18 protein-coding genes are annotated in these 18946 nt (G+C 71.2%); 6 read left to right on the forward strand and 12 right to left on the reverse strand.

Annotation, left to right across the window (positions count from 1 at the left end; all coding sequences use genetic code 11):
- Positions 1 to 47 precede the first annotated feature (47 nt).
- On the reverse strand, positions 48 to 3596 hold the full coding sequence (smc, locus tag ACI3KX_RS03315) for a chromosome segregation protein SMC (RefSeq protein WP_404907692.1): 3549 nt from the start codon (positions 3594 to 3596) through the stop codon (positions 48 to 50).
- A 486-nt stretch (positions 3597 to 4082) separates the two neighbouring features.
- Here smc and ACI3KX_RS03320 point away from each other — a divergent pair, with 486 nt between their 5' ends.
- The 3 genes from ACI3KX_RS03320 to ACI3KX_RS03330 all read left to right on the forward strand — a co-directional run bounded on the left by ACI3KX_RS03320 (position 4083) and on the right by ACI3KX_RS03330 (position 6596).
- Positions 4083 to 4337, forward strand: coding sequence for a hypothetical protein (locus ACI3KX_RS03320; protein ID WP_349427309.1), 255 nt, complete (start codon positions 4083 to 4085; stop codon positions 4335 to 4337).
- An 83-nt stretch (positions 4338 to 4420) separates the two neighbouring features.
- A complete protein-coding gene (locus ACI3KX_RS03325) occupies positions 4421 to 5503 on the forward strand; it encodes a GNAT family N-acetyltransferase (protein WP_404907695.1) in 1083 nt (360 codons plus the stop codon).
- Positions 5496 to 6596, forward strand: coding sequence for a GNAT family N-acetyltransferase (locus tag ACI3KX_RS03330; RefSeq protein ID WP_404907698.1), 1101 nt, complete (start codon positions 5496 to 5498; stop codon positions 6594 to 6596). The genes ACI3KX_RS03325 and ACI3KX_RS03330 overlap by 8 nt, the downstream gene beginning before the upstream one ends.
- A 36-nt stretch (positions 6597 to 6632) precedes the next feature.
- Here the strand turns inward: ACI3KX_RS03330 and mutM are convergent, their stop codons facing one another.
- The 6 genes from mutM to ACI3KX_RS03360 form a co-directional block, all read right to left on the reverse strand.
- Positions 6633 to 7565 carry a bifunctional DNA-formamidopyrimidine glycosylase/DNA-(apurinic or apyrimidinic site) lyase gene (gene mutM, locus ACI3KX_RS03335; protein ID WP_404907700.1) on the reverse strand — a complete coding sequence of 311 codons (933 nt, stop codon included), beginning with the start codon at positions 7563 to 7565 and terminating at the stop codon, positions 6633 to 6635.
- Positions 7558 to 8259: a ribonuclease III gene (rnc, locus tag ACI3KX_RS03340; RefSeq protein WP_363357208.1), complete on the reverse strand. Its 702-nt coding sequence runs from the start codon at positions 8257 to 8259 to the stop codon at positions 7558 to 7560. Before rnc ends, mutM begins: the two co-directional genes overlap by 8 nt.
- Before the next feature lie 16 nt (positions 8260 to 8275).
- The gene (gene rpmF / locus ACI3KX_RS03345) at positions 8276 to 8485 is read right to left on the reverse strand and encodes a 50S ribosomal protein L32 (RefSeq protein WP_163617368.1); all 210 of its coding nucleotides are present in this window, start codon (positions 8483 to 8485) and stop codon (positions 8276 to 8278) included.
- Positions 8486 to 8517: 32 nt separating this feature from the next.
- The gene (locus ACI3KX_RS03350; RefSeq protein ID WP_404907743.1) at positions 8518 to 9000 is read right to left on the reverse strand and encodes a YceD family protein; all 483 of its coding nucleotides are present in this window, start codon (positions 8998 to 9000) and stop codon (positions 8518 to 8520) included.
- Positions 9001 to 9154: 154 nt separating this feature from the next.
- Entirely contained in the window at positions 9155 to 9652 is a 498-nt protein-coding gene (gene coaD / locus ACI3KX_RS03355) for a pantetheine-phosphate adenylyltransferase (protein ID WP_308866992.1), read from the reverse strand.
- Between the two features lie 41 nt (positions 9653 to 9693).
- Positions 9694 to 11856, reverse strand: coding sequence for an ATP-dependent DNA helicase RecG (locus ACI3KX_RS03360; RefSeq protein ID WP_363357207.1), 2163 nt, complete (start codon positions 11854 to 11856; stop codon positions 9694 to 9696).
- A gap of 70 nt (positions 11857 to 11926) precedes the next feature.
- On the opposite strand from ACI3KX_RS03360, the gene ACI3KX_RS03365 reads away from it, so the two are divergent.
- Positions 11927 to 12514 carry a 1-acyl-sn-glycerol-3-phosphate acyltransferase gene (locus ACI3KX_RS03365; RefSeq protein ID WP_363357206.1) on the forward strand — a complete coding sequence of 196 codons (588 nt, stop codon included), beginning with the start codon at positions 11927 to 11929 and terminating at the stop codon, positions 12512 to 12514.
- A complete protein-coding gene (gene rsmD / locus ACI3KX_RS03370) occupies positions 12511 to 13074 on the forward strand; it encodes a 16S rRNA (guanine(966)-N(2))-methyltransferase RsmD (RefSeq protein WP_363357205.1) in 564 nt (187 codons plus the stop codon). Before ACI3KX_RS03365 ends, rsmD begins: the two co-directional genes overlap by 4 nt.
- On the opposite strand, the gene ACI3KX_RS03375 is transcribed toward rsmD, so the two are convergent.
- A complete protein-coding gene (locus ACI3KX_RS03375) occupies positions 13032 to 14402 on the reverse strand; it encodes a serine hydrolase domain-containing protein (RefSeq protein WP_404907704.1) in 1371 nt (456 codons plus the stop codon). The genes rsmD and ACI3KX_RS03375 overlap by 43 nt on opposite strands.
- Positions 14403 to 14437: 35 nt before the next feature.
- On the reverse strand, positions 14438 to 15433 hold the full coding sequence (gene thiL, locus ACI3KX_RS03380) for a thiamine-phosphate kinase (RefSeq protein ID WP_363357203.1): 996 nt from the start codon (positions 15431 to 15433) through the stop codon (positions 14438 to 14440).
- Positions 15434 to 15490: 57 nt separating this feature from the next.
- Between thiL and ACI3KX_RS03385 the strand changes: the two genes are divergently transcribed.
- Positions 15491 to 15988 carry a DUF3515 family protein gene (locus ACI3KX_RS03385; RefSeq protein WP_404907706.1) on the forward strand — a complete coding sequence of 166 codons (498 nt, stop codon included), beginning with the start codon at positions 15491 to 15493 and terminating at the stop codon, positions 15986 to 15988.
- Between the two features lie 47 nt (positions 15989 to 16035).
- Here the strand turns inward: ACI3KX_RS03385 and ACI3KX_RS03390 are convergent, their stop codons facing one another.
- From ACI3KX_RS03390 to ACI3KX_RS03400, 3 genes are read right to left on the reverse strand one after another with little or no spacing between them, the layout of a single operon-like run.
- Positions 16036 to 17154, reverse strand: a complete 1119-nt coding sequence (locus ACI3KX_RS03390; protein WP_404907708.1) for a D-alanine--D-alanine ligase family protein — start codon at positions 17152 to 17154, stop codon at positions 16036 to 16038.
- Entirely contained in the window at positions 17054 to 18190 is a 1137-nt protein-coding gene (locus ACI3KX_RS03395; RefSeq protein ID WP_363357201.1) for an NAD(P)H-dependent glycerol-3-phosphate dehydrogenase, read from the reverse strand. Before ACI3KX_RS03395 ends, ACI3KX_RS03390 begins: the two co-directional genes overlap by 101 nt.
- A complete protein-coding gene (locus ACI3KX_RS03400; RefSeq protein ID WP_404907710.1) occupies positions 18180 to 18944 on the reverse strand; it encodes a lysophospholipid acyltransferase family protein in 765 nt (254 codons plus the stop codon). The genes ACI3KX_RS03395 and ACI3KX_RS03400 overlap by 11 nt, the downstream gene beginning before the upstream one ends.
- Between the last annotated feature and the right edge of the window lie 2 nt (positions 18945 to 18946).

The following is an 18946-nucleotide window of genomic DNA, read 5'->3' on the forward strand; positions in this document are numbered from 1 at the left end:
CCGCCCCCGAGATCCACGCCCAGCTGTCGGGGCAGTCAACCCGCCGATCAGGAGGCCACGCGCTCCACGATGCGCTGTCCGACGACGGCGGAGACGCCGTCCTGCCTCATCGACACGCCGTAGAGGGCGTCGGCGATCTCCATGGTGCGCTTCTGATGCGTGATGACGATGAGCTGGCTCGACTCGCGCAGCTGCTCGAAGACGCCCAGAAGGCGGCCGAGGTTGGCGTCGTCCAGCGCGGCCTCCACCTCGTCCAGGATGTAGAAGGGGCTCGGCCGGGCCTTGAAGATCGCCGTCAGGAGCGCCACCGCGGCGAGAGAACGCTCGCCGCCGGAGAGCAGCGAGAGCCTTTCGATCTTCTTGCCGACCGGGCGTACGGCCACCTCGATGCCCGTCGTCAGCGGCGAGTCGGGGTCGGTGAGAGTGATCGACCCGGTGCCGCCGGGGAACAGGATCGGGAACACCTCGCCGAAGGCGACCTTCGTGTCTTCGAACGCCGCGAGGAAGATCGACTGCATGCGCTCGTCGAGCTCTTCGATGATCGTCAGCAGATCCTTGCGGGTCTGGGTGAGGTCCGCGAGCTGCTCGGTCATGAACTTGTGACGCTGCTCGAGGGCTTCGAACTCCTCGAGCGCAAGCGGGTTCACGCGACCGAGCTGGGTGAGCTTGCGCTCGGCCTCCTGCAGTCGCCGCCGTTGCTGGCCGCGGTCGTACGCAATCGCCTCCGCCTCCGTGCCGTCCACAGCCGGCTCAGCGGCCTGGGCCGTCGCGACGAGGGGAACGGGCTGATCCGGCCCATATTCCGAAATAAGAATGTCTTCGTCGAGGCCGAGCTCGGACTGCACGCGTTCGAGCAGCCCGCCCACGTGCAGCCGCTTCTCGTGGATCTGCAGCTCGAGGTTGTGGACGCTCTCGGTGAGGCCCGCCAGCCGCTCCCGCACCGAGCTCTCCTGCGCGCGGAGTTCGCCGAGCTCGGCGGTCACCGCGGTGCGCTCCGACTCTGCGGCGGCGAGCTCCGCCCGCGCCTGAGCGAGCGAGCGGTCGACCGAATCGATCACGGCGGGCAGTTGTCCGGCGACCCCGGCGGCGATCCCGCGCTGCGCGCGGCGCACCACCGCCCGGCGTGCCGCCTCGGCGGCGGCCTCGCGTTCACGCTCCCGTTGGCGTTCGAGCCCGACGACCCGCGCCTCGCCGGCGCGGATGCGCTCGCGGAGCGTCTCGACGTCGAGCCGCGAACCCATCTCGGCGTCGCGGGCCGCCTCGAGTGCGGCGAGCATGCCGTCGCGCGCCGACGCATCGAGGATGGGCCGGGGAGCCTCGAGCGCAGCCGTGAGCTGATCCTCCGCCGAGCGCGCAGAGCTCTCGGCCTCTTCGACCGCCGCGGCGGCCTGGGCGAGGCCGGCGGCGAGGCGTTCGCACTCGGCGACGGCCGCTTCATGCCGCACGGTCGCTCGGTTCACCTGCTCCGCGTGTGCTGCGAGGGCCGCGTCGTGTTCACGGAGCGTCGCCAGCGCGGTCTTGGTGCGCAGGCGCGCGGAGTCGAGTTCGCGCGTGGCATCGCCGAGCGCTTCGTGCAGGGAGTCTGCCACCACGGTGATCTCGTCGCGGCGCTCCGCGGCGGCATCCCGCTCCGCCGCCAGCTCGAGCCGCGAACGGGACGAGCCGGCACCTGCGCGGAGCGAGTGCTCGGTGTACACCTCGCCACGGCGGGTCACCAGGGTGAGCGGTCCGCCGAGTTCGGCCATCGCCAGAGCCGGTCCGGCCTCCCGAGCCGTCTCGAGGTCGTCGACGACCACGACGTAAGAGAGCAGACCCAGCACCCCGTCGGGTGCCGTCACCACTTCACGCGCAGGAACGACTCCGCGCAGCTTCGGGAAGTCCGGCCGCATCACGCCCGCCGACGCGATCACGATGTCGACCATGCCGGCCTCGGCGTCACGCGCCGCGTCGGCCACGGCGAAAGCGCTCGCCCGATCGTCGACCAGCACGCCTTCGGCGATGGGACCCAGCACGGCCGCGATGGCGGCCTCGAACCCGGAGCGCACCTGCACCGCGTCTCCGACGAGGCCGCGAACACCGTCGCGACCCTGCGCGATCAGTGCGGACGCGCCGTTCTTGACATCCAGCGCGCGGCTCAGCGCGGCCGTCTGCGCCGTCAGCGCCTCGCGCTCCCGCTCCGCCGCGTGCAGCCGCTCACGCAACGACGCCACCGACGCCTCCGCCTCGGCGGCATCGCGCTGGGCGCGCTCGTACGCGGCGGCATGGTCGGCCGTCGACGCGTCGGGCACCAGGTCGGGGTCGACACCGGCGAGGGTCTCTTCGGCATCGGCGCGGCGCGCGAGGGCGGCATCCAGCGCCTTCTGCTGGCGCTCGACCGCGGTCTGGACGGCGGCGAGGGCGGATGCCGCCGCCTCGGCGGTGCCGCGCAGCGCGGTGATCCTCATGTCGTGCTCGGAGACGAGGGCGCTCTGCGCGGCGATGTCGGAGTCGAGGGCGTCGAGCTCGGCGCGGGCGCGCACGACGTCGCGGGCGGCCGCGGCGGCGGCGTCCTGCGCGGCGCCCAAGCCGTCCGACACGTCGTCGATCTCGGCGCGGGCCTCGTCGATCATCGCCTGCGACACGGTGGTGAGCTCGAGGCGCTCCTCGTCCTCGGCGTCCCCGAGCAGCGCCAGGCGCTGGCCGGCGAGGGCGTACAGGCTGCGCAGGCGGTCCTGCGAGCGCTCCAGCCCGAACGCGACGCGACGCGCACGGTCGACGCTCTCGGATCGCTGGTCGTTCTCCAGCTGCTCGATGCGCACCCGCACGTTGTCGAGCCCGTCCTGCAGCACCATGCGCTCGGCGTGGCGCTCCTGCTCGCTCTGCGCATGCGACGCCAGCTCGGCACGGAGGCCCGAGATCTCGTCCGCGAAGAGCCGCGCCTTCGCATCGCGCACGACGGCGGCGATCGTCGCCGCCTCGCGGGCGATCTCGGCCTGTCGGCCCAGCGGCTTCAGCTGCCGGCGCAGCTCGCCCGCGAGATCGCTCAGGCGCGTGAGGTTGGCCTCCATCGCGTCGAGCTTGCGGACGGTCTTCTCCTTGCGACGCCGGTGCTTCAGGATGCCGGCGGCCTCTTCGATGAAGCCGCGGCGATCCTCGGGCGTGGCCTGCAGCACGCTGTCGAGCCGGCCCTGCCCCACGATCACGTGCATCTCCCGGCCGAGGCCGGAGTCGCTCAGCAGCTCCTGCACGTCGAGCAACCGGCACGACTCGCCGTTGATGGCGTACTCGCTGGTGCCGTTGCGGAACAGCGTGCGGCTGATCGTCACCTCGGCGTACTCGATGGGGAGCGCACCGTCGCTGTTGTCGATCGTGAGCTGCACCTCGGCACGACCGAGGGGGCCGCGTGTCGCCGTGCCGGCGAAGATGACGTCTTCCATCTTGCCGCCGCGCAGCGTCTTCGCCCCCTGCTCCCCCATCACCCAGGCGAGGGCGTCGACGACGTTGGACTTGCCGGAGCCGTTGGGGCCGACGATGCACGTCACGCCGGGCTCGAGGGCGAAGGTCGTCGGCTGGGCGAACGACTTGAACCCTTTGAGCGTCACGCTCTTCAGGTGCATGGATCCGCCCCCGCCCCGGTCGATTACCCGCCTACGCTACCGGAGCGGTGCCCCGTCTCCCGGCAGACCGGCCGCACGAATCGGATGCCGCGACACGCCATGCGAACAGCGAATCTGCGAATTCGCTTGACGCCGGCATCTCGCACGCGCTAGCGTGACTCTCCGCGTCTGAAGTCGAGAAAGGAGGTCCCCCGATGATGCTGATGAATCCCACTGGAATCGCCGCCCGTGATGGCGGAGCGATTCGTGCCGTCGCGTCGGGGACCTGCTCCTTCGGCGCTGTGCTGAGCGGCCGCTTCCCCGCCGCCATCTGATACCCGCAGGGGACGAGTCTGCCCGGTTTCGGGCGATACCCGTCTGTTGCGCCGCATCCGCTTCGCGGTGCTGAGCGCGCACCCCCTGCCTTCGTCCCGTCGTGCTGCGGCATGACATCCCCCGCCTCCGGCGCTTGCCGAGGCATCCCTTTCACAACCGGAAAGAGCAATCATGAATACTCTCCTTGCGCCGCAGCGCCCATCGGGGCTTCCCGATACGCTGCGGCTCCCGAGCCGCGACACCCGGACCTCGCTCCTGGACCGCCTCGCCCTCCACCTGGGTCTGAGGCTGCTGCTGTGGAGCACCCGCACCCCGCGACTCGCGGACGACCGACGTCGGCACGCTCACACGTACCGGCACCAGGAGGCCACCGCGCAGCGTGAACGCGCCTACCTCCGCGAGGCCAGCCTCGCACCCCGGCCGTGACGGCCACCGGGTCCGCCGCCCGCACCCGGGCGGCGGACCCCACCCCTCAACCATCCGCATCGACCTCGCAAGGACGCGCTGACATGACCACCATCACGGGGCTGGAATTCCGCCCCCTCGTCGTACCCGCCTCGATCGACGCACCGGACGCCGCCGACTTCGTCGAGATGGTCCGGGTGCGCAACCTCATCTACCGGGAGATCTCCGGACACGACGACCACCGCATCGCCGCCGACGAACTGCTCCCCCACTACCGCCCCACCGAGTACGAGACCCGCCTCTCATGGGTGATCGTCGACGACGGTGCCATCATCGGCCGCGTCGGCGTCGACATCCCGCACGAGGAGGGATCGAACGCCGCGTTCTGGCTCATCGAGCTGCTGCGCGAGACCTGGGGACGCGGTATCGGCTCCGCCGCCTACGAGCTGGTCGAGAAGACCGCGCGCGAGCACGGTCGCACCGTGCTGCAGTCGTGGGCCGAGCATCCCGCGGCTCCGGGCGCTCAGCTCGCGCCGCCGACCGGGTTCGGCGCGATCCCCGAGGACCACGTCGCGCGGTTCTACCTCCGTCACGGATACGCGCTGGAGCAGGTGGAACGCAACAGCGCCTTCGACCTGACCGGTTCCTTCGCCGGCGTCGAACGGCTCCTCGCCGAAGCGCAGGCCGCCTCACCCGACTACCGGGTCGTGCAGTGGTTCGCCCCGACCCCGGAGGAGTTCATCGCGGGCTACGCCTGGATGAAGTCCCGGATGTCGACCGACGCGCCCTCGGCAGCCCTCGAGTTCGCGGAGGAGGCGTGGGACGCCGCCCGCATCGCCGAGCACGACGGCCGCTACACCTCATCCGGTCGCACCATCCAGGTCACCGCTGCGCAGCACATCGAGACCGGTGAGCTGTGCGCGTTCAACGAGCTGGTGATCGGCAAGGACCGCACCGAGGCATCCCATCAGGAGGACACCCTCGTCCTCAAGGAGCACCGTGGGCACAAGCTCGGCACGCTCGTGAAGTGCGCCGGGCTCCTGTCCTGGCGCGACGTGGCGCCCGCGTCCGCGCGCGTCATCACCTACAACGCAGAGGAGAACCGACCCATGCTGGACATCAACGAGGCGATCGGCTTCGCGCCGGTCGCGTACGAGGGCGCATGGAAGAAGGTGCTCGATGACTGATCTCGCCGATTCCGCCGTCGTGACAGTCCGGCGGATCCCCGTCCCCGAGACCGCCGATGCTGCGGACGCGCACCTGTTCCTCGAGATGGTGCGGATCGCCAACGCCGTCTGCCTCGCGGACGCGGGCCACGACTACCTGCGCGAGGAGCCCGACGAGATGCTCGGGTTCTGGCAGGACCAGTCCGACTGGACCCAGCTCGGGTTCGCCGCTCTGCGCGGCTCGGACGTGCTCGGTGCGGTGAAGCTCATGATCTCGAACGAGCCGGACGCGAGCACCGTCGAGTTCGACCTCATGGTCGACCCGCCGCACCGCGGCCGGGGCGTCGAGGAACTCCTCCTCGCCGAGGTCGAGCGTGAGGCCGCGGGACGCGGGCTCACCACGATCCAGACGTGGACGCTGCATCGACCGCATACAGACGGTCCACGTCTCGAGCCGTCGACCGGGTGGGGTTCGGTCCCCGCAGAGGACCCGCAGACGCGGTTCCAGCTCGCGAGCGGCTTCACGCTCGAGCAGGTGGAGCGCAACAGCGTGTTCGATCTGACCGGAGACCTCTCCCCCGTCGAGCGCATGCTCGCCGAGGCTCTGGCGGTCGCCGGTGAGGACTATCGCTCGATCCAGTGGACGTCGCCGACACCGCCGGAGCACGTCGACGGGTTCGCCTACGCGATCTCGCGGATGTCGACCGACGCGCCGGCCGGCGGTCTCGTCATCGACGAGCAGCACTGGGATGCCGCGCGCGTGGAGCGTCGCGACGCCCGCTTGAAGGCGCAGGGGCTCACCGTCTCGGTGGCCGTCGTGCTGCACGTGCCCACCGGGCGGATCGCGGCGTACAACGAACTCGCGATCGCGGAGGACCGTGCCGGGGCCACCCAGCAGTTCGGGACGCTCGTCGTGAAGGAGCACCGTGGCCACCGCCTCGGCACCATCGTGAAGTGCGCGAACCTCCTGCGCTGGCGGGAGCTCGTGCCCGAGTCGCCGCGGGTCTCGACGTTCAACGCCGAGGAGAACCGCCACATGCTCGACATCAACGAGGCGATCGGGTTCGTGCCCGCCTCGTATGCGGGTGCGTGGAAGAAGGTGCTGGCGGTGTGATCGTGCCGGTGGGCGCCGCGCTCCCTCCAGACGCCGTCAGCGCGTCGCCGGGAGGGCGCGCGGCGTCCGCTGGCAGTGCGGGCAGAAGTGACTCGAGCGATTCGTGAACGACACGCGCACGATCGGACGGCCGCATCGGGGGCAGGGCTCTCCGGTGCGGCCGTACGCGTTCAGTGAGTGGGCGAAGTAGCCGGCTTGGCCGTTGACGTTCACGTACTGCGCGTCGAAACTGGTGCCGCCTTCGGCCAGCGCCTTCTCGAGGACGTGGCGCACCTCCGCGAGCAGCCGATTCGTCGCACGCGTGGACATCGCGCGCGCGGGCGTCTCGGGATGGATGCGCGCAGCCCACAGCGACTCGTCCGCGTAGATGTTGCCGACGCCGCTCACGACCGTCTGATCGAGCAGCACGCGCTTGATCGCGGAATCCTTACGTCCGACGGTGCGCCGGAAGCCCTCGTCCGAGAACGCCGGATCCAGCGGGTCCCGCGCGATATGGGCGACCTGTGCGGGAACGGATGCCTCGGCCCACCCTTGGCCGCCCGGCGCGGCGTCCGGAGTCGGGATCAGGTCGTCGATCGCCAGCGACCCGAACGTCCGCTGATCCGCGAAGACGACGGACAGCTCGCCGTGGACGGGGTGCGCCAGGTCGATGCGTACGCGCTCGTGCCGCTCGACGGGCGCTCCCGGAGCCCGCAGCAGCATCTGACCGCTCATGCCCAGATGACCCACGACGGCGTCGGTCGCCGCCGTTCCGTCCGTCGCCGGCTGCAGCGGCAGCCACAGGAACTTGCCGCGCCGTGCGGCGGAGAGTACGACTCGTCCGGTGAGGCGTGCTTCGAACTCGGCGCCGTCTCCGGTGTGCCGGGTCAGCGCGCGCTCATCGAGCACGGTGACTCCCAGCACCAGGGCGCCGGTGACCGCGGGGGCGAGCCCGGCACGGACGACCTCGACCTCGGGAAGCTCAGGCACGCCCGCTGAGCTCGCGCCACGCGGTCAGCGCCGCGGCCATCTCGGCGTGCTTCTTGCTGGTCCCGCCGCCCTCGGCGATGAGGTCGCCGACCGTGACGGCCGCGGTGAAGCGCCGGTCGTGGTCGGGTCCCGTCGAGGTCACGGCATACATCGGGGGCTGCAGGCCGCTGTGCGCGGCGAGCTCCTGCAGCGCCGTCTTGGGATCCATCGCCGCGCCGTAGCGCTCGGGGTCGGCGAGCAGCGGTTCCACGAGCCGCAGCACGAGGCCGGTCGCGGCATCCGCCCCCGCCGACAGGTAGGCGGCTCCGAAGATGGCCTCCATGGTGTCGGCGAGGATCGAGTCCTTGTCGCGACCGCCGGTGAGGATCTCACCGCGCCCCAGCATGAGGTGCTCGCCGAGGCCGATGCCTCGCGCGATCTCCGCAAGGGCGACCGTCGACACGACGCCGGCGCGGCGCTTCGCGAGCGCCCCCTCTTCGAGATCGGGGTGACCGGTGAACAGTCGCACGGTGACGGCGAGGCCCAGTACGGAGTCGCCGAGGAACTCCAGGCGCTCGTTGTTCGGAACCTGTCCGTTCTCGTACGCCCAGGACCGGTGCGTGAGCGCCAGCGACAGAAGCTCGGGGTCGATGACGACTCCGAGCTTCTGCGTGAGGTCTGCGTGAGCGGTCCGCTCGGCAGCGACGTCTGTCACGTCAAGTGCACGACGATCAGACGTCGGCGACCTTGCGGCCCTTGTACTCGAGGAACAGCTCGGTGCCCTGCGAGTCGGTGACGACCTTCGCCTGGTGCGGGCGGCTGTAGACCTTCTTGCCGTTCTCGATCGTGGTGGTCAGCGTGATGGGCGCTGCCTTCCACTGCGCGCGACGCGAGCGCGTGTTGGAACGGGAGACCTTCCGCTTCGGGGGGTTGCCTGCCATGGCTAGCTCTCTTCTGTGTTCTCGATGGCGTATCAGCCGCGGGAGCGCGGTGATTCGTCGTCGTTGGTCGTGGTGAAGTCCTGGAGCGCGGCCCATCGTGGATCGAGAGGCTCGCTCTGCTGCGATCCGGCATCGTCGGCCAGTCGCTCGCCCGTGACCGGATCGAGGCCGGGGCAATCCGGCTGGCACACCGGCTGAAACGGAAGCGACAGGACGACCGCTTCCCTGACCAGAGTTTCAAGATCCACGTGGTCGTCTTGAACCTCGAAGTCAGCTTCTTCCTCCCCAGGATACGCGAAAAGCTCCTGAAACTCGACTTTGAGCCCCTCGCCGATGTCGATGAGGCACCGGCTGCAGATGCCGGTGTACTCGGTGTCGATCTCTCCGGAGGCGAGAATGCCCTCGTGCACCGACTCGAGACGCACGTCGATGACGACGGGCGCACCCTCGGCGACGGCGACCAGTCCCTCTCCCCACTTGGCGGGAGCCGGGGCTTCGATGGTGTGCTCGCGCATCTCGCCCGAACGGTGGATGATGTCGCGGATCGGGAGGACGAACGGACCCGTCACATGCTTTCTGACCACGTCTCCAGCCTAGCGGCGGTTCCTGGTGAGTCGCCCCGTGGCCAGGGCCCCGTGGTCAGACCCCCCGTGGCCAGACTCCCCGTGGTCAGATGCCGCGCGCACCGGTGTCGAGGAACCGCGCCACCGCCGACGGCACGTACGGCGAGACGTCGCCGCCGAGCGCGGCGACCTGGCGCACCAGCGAGCTCGAGACGAGCGCGTGCGCGGGGTCGGGCAGCAGGAACACCGTCTCGACGTGGGCGAGGTGGCGGTTCACGATCGCCATCGGCGTCTCGTACGCCACATCGACCTGGGAGCGGATGCCCTTCACGAGGACGCTCGCGCCGACATCCGTCGCGTAGTCGACGAGCAGTCCCATGCTCCACGAGGCCACGACCACGTCGCCGTCGATGTCGCTCTCGGCGATGGACTGCTCCAGGAGCGCCTGGCGCTGTGCGATGGGCAGCATCGCCTCTTTGCCGGGGTTGTGCACGACGAGCACGTGGAGCTGGTCGTACAGTGATGCGGCACGGCGGATCACGTCGAGATGACCGAGGGTCGGCGGATCGAACGATCCCGGGACGACGGCGATCCGGCTGCTCATGCCGACCAGCCTAGTGGGCGGCGGCGGGGCGGCCGGCCCCGTCAGTTCTTCGCGAGCGCGGCGCGCTCCGCCATCCCGACGTTGCGCTCGAGGGCGGCGGCGAGACCGGGATGCCGCTGCAGCGCCGGGTCGTCGGCAAGCACCTGCTCGGCGGCCACCCGCGCCTCGGAGATGATGTCGGCGTCCTTCACGACGCGGAGCAGTCGCAGAGACGACCTGGCCCCCGACTGCGCGTCGCCGAGCACATCGCCCTCTCCTCGCAGCTCGAGGTCGACCTCGGCCAGCGCGAAGCCGTCGAGCGTCGAGGCGACGGCTTCGACCCGCTCCCGTGCCGGCGTTGCGGCCGCTGCCTCGGTGACCAGCAGGCACAGGCCCGGCACCCCGCCGCGACCCACGCGCCCGCGCAGCTGGTGCAGCTGCGACACGCCGAACCTGTCGGCCTCGAGGATCGCCATCGTCGATGCGTTCGGTACGTCGACGCCGACCTCGACCACCGTCGTGGCCACGAGCACGTCGATGTCGCCGCGGGCGAACGCCTGCATCACGGCATCCTTCTCGTCGGAGGGCATCTTGCCGTGCAGCCTCTCGACCCGGATGTCGGCGAAGGACGGATGCCGCGACAGCAGGTCGGCGACCTGCACGACGCCCCAGCGGGTGCGACTGGTCTCGCCTTCGGTGTCGCCCGGCGGTTCGTCCGCGGTGTCGTCCTTGGTGAGCGCCTCGGCATCGATGGCGGCGCACACCACGAACGCCTGGCGCCCCTGGCCGACCTCCTCGGCGATGCGCTCCCAGACGCGCCCGAACCACCCGGGGCGCTCCGCCAGCGGCGCGACGAAGGTCTCGATGCCGGCGCGACCCGCCGGCATCGTGCGGATCGTGGAGACGTCGAGATCGCCGAACACCGTCATGGCCACGGTGCGCGGGATGGGCGTCGCCGTCAGCACGAGGGCGTGCGGCGACGAGCCCTTCGCCCGCAGGGACTCGCGCTGCTCGACACCGAACCGATGCTGCTCGTCGACCACAACGAGTCCGAGGTCGGCGAACGTCGTGCTCTCGCTCAGCAGCGCGTGCGTGCCGACCACGATGCGCGCCTGGCCAGACGCCGCACGCAGCGCGGCCTTGCGCCGCTCGGCCGCAGGAAGCTGCCCGGTGAGGAGCGTCGGCATGAGCTCGGGCGCGAGCTGGGGCCCGAGCATCCGGGCGATGGAGCGCACGTGCTGGGCGGCCAGCACTTCGGTGGGGGCGATGAGCGCGGACTGGCCGCCGTCCTCGGCGACCTGGAGCATCGCGCGGAGCGCGACGAGCGTCTTCCCGGAGCCGACCTCCCCCTGCACCAGCCGGTTCATCGGCCAGTCGCCCTGGAGGTCTCGCGCCACGTCGTCGCCGACGGTCACCTGATCAGGTGTCCGTGGGAACGGCAGTGCCTCGTCGAACCGCTCGAGGAGCGCACCCGGCACCCGACGGGTCGCCGACAGCGCCCGCACGAACTGCCGCTGCTGCAGCAGCGCCACCTGCAGGACGAACGCCTCCTGCATGCGCAGCGTCTCCCGCGCCGGTTCGATCTCCTCGAGAGCCTTGGGGCGATGTATGCGCTCGATCGCGGTACGGGCGTCGAGCAGCCCGTGCCGCGCGCGCAGCTCGTCCGTGAGCGGCTCCGGCACGTCGCCGAGCCCGTCGAGGACCAGGTCGACGATCTTCTGCAGCTGCCAGCTCGCGACCGTGCTGGTGGCGGGGTAGATCGGGATGGGCAGGTTGATGTTGGCCTCGGCCGTGAGACGCGCCTGCTCCTCGTCGTCGAACAGTTCGTAGTCGGGGTGGGCGAGCTGCTTCGCACCGCGGTACTCCCCCACCTTGCCCGCGAAGATGCCGCGCCGCCCGGGCCGCAGATCCTTGACGCGCCACGCCTGGTTGAAGAACGTCAGCGACAGCTCGCCGTTGCCGTCGCTGATCACGACCTCGAGCAGCGACCCGCTGCGGTTCTTCATGCGCCGCTCGCTCACCCGCCGCACCTCGGCCACGATCGTCACCGGCTCGCCCACGGGCAGCGAGGAGATCTGCGTGAGCTCGCCGCGGCGTGCGTAACGGCGCGGATAGTGCACCAGCAGGTCGCCGACCGTCGTCATGCCGAACGCGCGTTCGAGCGCCGCCGCCGTCTTGCCGCCGACCGCGCCACCGAGGCTCGAGTCGAGGGTGAAGGACGCCATGAGACGAGTCTAGGAGCCGCCGCCGACCCGCTGTCGGCCGAACCACAGCGGCGGACTCTAAGGTGGCGAGATGCTCCGACGACTCCTCTCCCGTGTCTACTGGGCCTGCAGTCGCTGGACGCTGTCCACCGCGCCGGCTCCCGACCGCCCCACGGTGCTGCTGGGGGCGCCCCACACCTCGAACTGGGACTTCGTCCTCATGCTCGGCATCGCGTGGCGACTCGGCATGCGGGTGCGCTGGCTCGGCAAAGCAAGCCTCTTCCGGGGCTGGAAGGGCCCGCTCATGCGCGGCCTCGGCGGCATCCCCGTCGACCGGGCGGATCCCTCACGGGTGGTGGGCGACGTGGTCGCACGGATCCGCGCGGGCGAGGTGTTCGGCCTCGTCGTCACCCCGGAGGGCACCCGCGGCTCCGGCGCCTACTGGAAGTCCGGCTTCTATCGCATCGCCCGCGAGGCGCAGCTGCCGGTCACCCTCGGCTACGTCGACCGCACCACGATGACGACGGGCCTCGGCCCCACCATCCGGCTCACCGGAGACGTGCGCACCGACATGGATGTGATCCGCGCGTTCTACGCCGACAAGTCCGGCCTGCATCCCGAGCTGCGCACCGTCCCCCGCCTCAGGGAGGAGGATGCCGGAGATATCGTGAAGGGATGACGCGCATCATCGCGGGCCGCGCCGGCTCCCTCGTGCTCGATGTGCCGGACGCCGGCACCCGGCCGACCAGCGACCGGGTGCGCGAGTCCCTGTTCGGGGCGCTCGAATCCGCGGATACCCTCCACGGGGCGGTCGTGCTCGACCTCTACGCCGGATCCGGCGCGCTCGGGCTCGAAGCGCTCAGCCGCGGCGCGGCATCCGCGGATCTCGTCGAGAAGTCGCCGCGGGCGGCGACCGTCGCACAGCGCAACGCCGCTCGCGTGGCCAAGGCCGTGGGTTCGGGACCTGCGGTGCGGGTGCACCGCAGCTCGGCCGACGCTTTCCTGCGGACGGCGCGGGGTCCGTTCGACCTCGTGTTCCTGGATCCGCCCTACGACGTGAGCGAGGCCGAGCTGTCGTCGACGCTCTCGCTGCTCGTGCCGGTCCTGTCGCCGGGAGCGGATGTCGTCATCGAACGCGCTGCGCGCTCACCCCAGCCGACGCTGCCGGACGGGCTCGTGGCCGGCCGCACGAAGCGCTACGGCGACACCGCGCTGTGGTGGGCGGCCGCCGCGGGCTGAGACGCCGGTGCGCCCTCCCAGACCTCCGAGCCGTCGAACCCCACGTCACGCGTGATGTGCAGCCGGCCGCTCGGCTCCAGTTCGAGCCGGAACGTCGGCGCATCGCCGAGGATGCGCAGTTCCGCGACGAATACGTCGCCCCGCCACCCTCCGGCGACCGCCACCTGGTCGCCGTACCACTCGCGTCCGGTCGCGGGGTCGTCGGCGAACGTCGACACCGACCAGACCCCGGGGACGCACCGCAGTTCCCGGCCGTCGATCTCGATCACGCCGTGGGCGATCCGCAGCTCGCGCACGGGACCGTCGTAGCGATGGCGGACCTCTCCGTCGCGGAGGTCGCCGCCCGGAGCGGGAATCGGCGTGGGGACGGCCTCGACCGACCGCGCATCCTCCGTGTCGAGAGCCGGCAGCAGCTCGTCCCAGACCGCGTCGAGCGTCACCTGCATATCGGGCAACCCTCCCGTGATCGCGACGACCGCGTCCGCCTCCGGGAGGACGACGAGGTACTGGCCGAAGGCGCCGTCGCCGCGGTAGGCGCCGTGGCGGCAGCGCCAGAACTGGAAGCCGTAGCCCTGGCGCCAGTCGGCGTTGTCGGACTGGTTCGCCACTTGGCGGGCCGTGGCCTGGTCGATCCACTCGGCCGGGACGAGCTGCCTGCCCTGCCACTCACCGCGCTGCAGAAGCAGCTGACCGAAGACGGCCAGCTCCTCCGGCCGGACCGACAGCCCGAAGCCGCCCGCATCCACGCCGGTCGGACTCTGCAGCCACTGCGGGTCGCGGAAGCCGAGCGGATCGAACAGCCGCGGGCGCAGGAACTCCCGCAGCCGCTCGCCGGTGCGGGTCTGGATGATCAGCGACAGCAGGTAGGTGGCGGGCGTGTTGTAGAGCCACTGCGTCCCGGGCTCGTATGCCAGGTCGGCGGCGAGGGCGGTGACCGCCCAATCGCGGTCGTCGAGCGGCGGCTCGGCGGCGTGACCGGTCGTCATCGTCAGCAGATGCCGCACGCGGAGCGCGGCGAGCCGGTCGGAGGGACGCTCGGGAGCGGCATCCGGGATGAGGTCGACGACGCGGTCGTCGATCGCGAACCGTCCCTCCTCGATCGCGAGACCGACCGCGATCGAGGTGAAGCTCTTGCTCACGGAGTACATCGCCGTCGGCAGATCGCGCTCGTACGGGGCCCAGGTCGTCTCGGCGATGACGTGTCCGTGTCGCAGGACCGTCAGCGTGTGGACGTGGTCGATGCCGTCGAGCGCGGCGATGAGGCGGGAGATCGCCGCCGACGGCACGGACTGCGATTCGGGTGTCGAGCGGGGAAGCAGATCGGTCACCGTGTCACGCTAGCGTCCCGCGGCGACAGCGCACATCACCCCGTGCGGGCGTCCCAGTCGAGATAGGGATCCCAGCCGCCCCGCCCCTCGTACGGCCGGCCGTCGACCAGCACGGCGTCCGCGCCGCGTGGCTGCACCACGCCCACCCGCACGAATCCGTGCGGCAGCGGACGGCGAACAGGGAAGGTCGCCAGAAGGGCGTGATCCTCGCCGCCTGACAGAGCCGACGCGGGATCGGCGCCGAGCAGCGCCGATTCCAGCGCGAGGGTGACACCGGATGCCGCGGCCAGGCGGGTCGCGTCCAGCACGAGCCCGTCGGACACGTCCATCATCGCCGTCGCGCCCGCATCCGCGGCGTCGGGGCCGAGCCACACGGGAGGCGACGGCCGCAGCTGCGCCGCGAGATCGGTCAACTCGGCGGGCTCGAGAACGCGCTCGTCGACGGCGACCGGATCACCCGTGGCATCCGTGAAGCGGGTGAAGAGTGTGCGCAGACCGCGCGCCGCACGGCCCAGTTCTCCCGCGACGGCGACGACGTCGCCGACGTGGGCACCGGAGCGGAGCACGGGTGCGCGTCCTGCCAGGGCGCCCAGCGCCGTCACTGCGATCGTGAGCGTGTCCGACACGGTCAGGTCGCCGCCCTCGACGCGGCAGCCGGGCGCCAGGTCGCGACATGCCGCCCGCAGGCCGTCGGCGATGCCGGTGACGAACGACAGCCGCGTCTCGTCGGGCATCGCGAGGGCGACCAGCAGAGCGGTCGGCGTCGCCCCCATCGCGGCGATGTCGGCGAGGTTGACCGCGGCCGCCTTGTAGCCGAGGTCGTACGCGCTCGACCACGCGAGGCGGAAGTCGGGCCCGTGGACGAGCGTGTCGACGGTGGCGACCACGCGGCCGTCCGCGGCGGCGATCACGGCGGCGTCGTCGCCCGGGCCGACCAGTGCGTTGGACTCGCCCAGGCGTTCGAGGATCCGCCGGAGGATCCGTCCCTCGCTGAGCTCGCCCACCGTCGGATCCCCGCGCTCGTCGTCCACATCACCACGCTACCGCCGGCGGCGAGGGCGACCGTTCCGCGGGGTTAGCCTGGAGCGGTGCGTGTTCTCCCCTCACTGGCTGCCCTCGGACTCGCCGCGGTCGCCGCGCTGGCACTCGCGGGCTGCACGTCGACCGTCGACCTCGATCCGGCCGAGGCTGCGAACGATCCCCAGTGCGCCGAGATCACGTCCACCCTGCCCGACACGCTGAGCGGGCAGCCGCGCCGCTGGACCGACGCACAGGCCACCGGTGCGTGGGGCGAGCCTGCAAGGGTCCTGCTGACGTGCGGGGTCGAGCCGCCGGGGCCGACCACCCTGCGCTGCCAGAGCGTCGCCGGGGTCGACTGGATCGTGGACGACTCCGATGCGCCCCGCTTCCGGATCACGACGTTCGGCCGCACCCCCGCCGTCGAGATCTATCTCGACACCACCGCCGACGAGGACGGCAACGGGGCGTCCAGCCGCGACGTCCTCGACGCCCTTTCGCCGATCGTGAGCGTGCTGCCGGTCGACGGCGAGTGCCTCGACCGCGCCGAGGCGACGCCGGCACCCTGATCATCGCGGCCGCGGCTCGACGAGCCGACGCCCGCACCGCCCGGGACTCAGCGCGCGGCCGCTTCGACCGCCGCGCCTGCCGTGCGCTCGAGCGCCGTGTCGATGAGCTCGGTGATCAGCTGCGGATACGAGAGGCCCGAGGCGATCCAGCACTTGGGGAACATCGAGATCGGCGTGAAGCCGGGCATCGTGTTGAGCTCGTTGACGTAGAGGCCGTCCGCCGTGAGGAAGAAGTCCACGCGCGCGAGGCCCTTGCCGTCGACCGCCTGGAAGGCGCGGATGCCGAGCTCCTGGATCGCCGCGATCTCGCTGTCGGTGAGATCGGCGGGGCAGACCACCTCGGCACCGTCGCCCCCGAGGTACTTGCCCTCGAAGTCGTAGAACTCGCGGGTCGTGAGCACGATCTCGCCGGGCAGCGACGCCCGCGGGGCCCCGCCGCCGCGTCCCTCCAGGATCGCCACCTCGACCTCGCGGCCCACGATCGCCGACTCGATGAGCACCTTGTCGTCCTCCGCGAACGCGATCGCGAGTGCGTCGTCGAGCTCGGTGGCATCGTGCACCTTCGACACCCCCACGCTCGAGCCGGCACGGGCCGGCTTCACGAACGTCGGCTCGCCGAGGGGCGCGGCATCCGCGCGCACGCCCTCGGGGTCGCTCTCCCAGCGGGCACGCGTGACCGTGATCGACGGTGACACCGGCACACCGGCCGCGGCGAGCACGATCTTCATGAAGTGCTTGTCCATGCACAGCGCGGAGTCGAGCACACCCCCGCCGGCGTACGGAATGCCGAGCGTGTCGAAGAAGCCCTGCACCGTGCCGTCCTCGCCGTGGAGGCCGTGCAGGATCGGGAGCACGACGTCGAGGCGGCCGAGCTCGTCCACCGAGCCGTCGGCGCGCCGGACGCGAAGCGTGCGGTCGGCGCCACCCTCGGGCCACACCACGCGCGTGCCGTTGTCGGCCACCTCGGGAAGCCGGTCGGCGTCGAGCGCGAACTTGTCGGGGTCGTCATCCTCGAGAACGAAGACGCCGTCGCGCGTGATCCCGATGGGGATCACGCGGTAGCTGTCACGGTCGATCGCCCGCAGCACCCCGCCCGCCGTTGCGGAACTGATCGAGTGCTCGCTGGATCGACCGCCAAAGAGCACCGCCACCGCCGGCTTGTCCATTCGTCGTCCTCTCGCCCTGGGGGGTGTCGTCGTCTGTCGTGAGATGCGGCGCGATGTCGCGCGGATTCATGGTCCCGTCGAGCACCATCTTGACCTGCTCGACGATGGGCATCTGCACGCCCACATCGCGTGCCAGCTGCAGGACGGGCGCGACCGAGGCGAGCCCCTCCGCGGTCTGGTTCATCTGCTTGACCACGTCGTCGAAGCGGTAGCCCTGGCCCAGCAGGCGTCCGGCGGTGTTGTTGCGGCTGAGCGGCGACTGGCACGTCGCGATGAGGTCGCCGAGACCGGCGAGGCCCTGCAGCGTCTCGTGCTGCGCGCCGAACGCCACCGCGAAGTCGGTCATCTCGACGAGGCCGCGCGTGATGATCGACGCCTTCGTGTTCTCGCCGTAGCCCACCCCGTCCACGATGCCGATGGCCACCGCGATGAGGTTCTTGAGCACGCCGCCGAACTCGGTGCCGATGACGTCGGTGTTCACGAAGGTGCGGAAGTACTGGTTGCGGGCACGGCGGGCGACGGCCTCCGCCGTCTCCTGGCTGGTCGACGAGATGACGGCCGCCGTCGGCTGCTCCCGTGCGATCTCGAGCGCGAGGTTCGGTCCCGACGCGACTGCGATGCGCGCGGGATCGCAGTGCAGCTCCTGCTCGATCACCTGGCTCATGCGCAGACCCGTGCGTCGCTCGACGCCCTTCATGAGCGACACGATCGGCGCGTCGCTCTGGGCGATCAGAGGCCGGACGGCCTTGAGGTTCTGCCGCACCGCCTGGCTGGGAATGGAGAGGTAGATCTGCTCGGCGCCCTCGAGCGCCTCGGAGAGGTGATGCGTGGCGTGCATGTCGCGCGGCAGGTTGATGCCGGGGAGGTACTCGCTGTTGCGCTTGCCCTCCTGGATCTCGCTCGCCAGCTCCGGGCGACGCGCCCACATCGTCACGTGGGCGCCGCCGTCGGCGAGGATCTTGCCGAATGTCGTGCCCCAGCTGCCCGCGCCGACGACGGCGACGCGCGGGCGTGCGGCATCCTGCCTACGGCTCAAGGCGCCCCGTCTCCTTCTGGCCGTGATCGGCCGGGTTCCAGCGCTCCGGCGGCGCCGGCTCGCCGCGCAGCTGCGAGAGCAGCCCGGCGATGTCGGCCATCACGGCGTCGGTCGCCTCGACGAGTGCGGTCTGCGACGACGCACGCCCGGCGTAGGCCGACAGGTCCACGGGGTCGCCGACGATCACCCGCACGCGGCGGCGCAGCGGCCACAGCTTGAGCTTGCCGTAGCGGGGCAGCACCTGCTGGGCGCCCCAGTGCGCCATCGGGATGACGGGGATGCCGCCCGCCAGCGCGAGACGCACGGCGCCGGTCTTTCCGCGCATGGGCCACAGGTCGGGCTCGCGCGTGAGCGATCCCTCGGGATAGACGATCACCCCCCGGCCGTGCTCGACGAGCGTCTCCGAGGCTTCGAGCGTCGCACGGGCCGAGGCGGCGGACGTCGCGCGTGCAACCGGCACCATCCCGGTGGCGCGCAGCACGGCGCCGAGCACCGGCACGCGGAACAGGCTCTCCTTGGCCATGAACCGGGGGGCCCGGCCGCTCCGCCACACTGCGAGGGCGACGACGAGCGGGTCGACCTCGCTGACGTGGTTCGGCGCCAGCACGTAGGCGCCCTCGCGCGGGAGCTTCTCGGCGCCTTGGACCTCGAGCTTGAACAGCAGGCTGAGCAAGGGCACCACGATGGCCGCCAACGGCCAGAAGACGCTCGGGCGGCTCTTCTCGGCCGATGCGCGCCGACGATCGGTCGCCACCG

Origin of the sequence: Microbacterium sp. ZW CA_36 (assembly GCF_044987475.1) — a bacterium.
Taxonomy (GTDB): domain Bacteria; phylum Actinomycetota; class Actinomycetes; order Actinomycetales; family Microbacteriaceae; genus Microbacterium.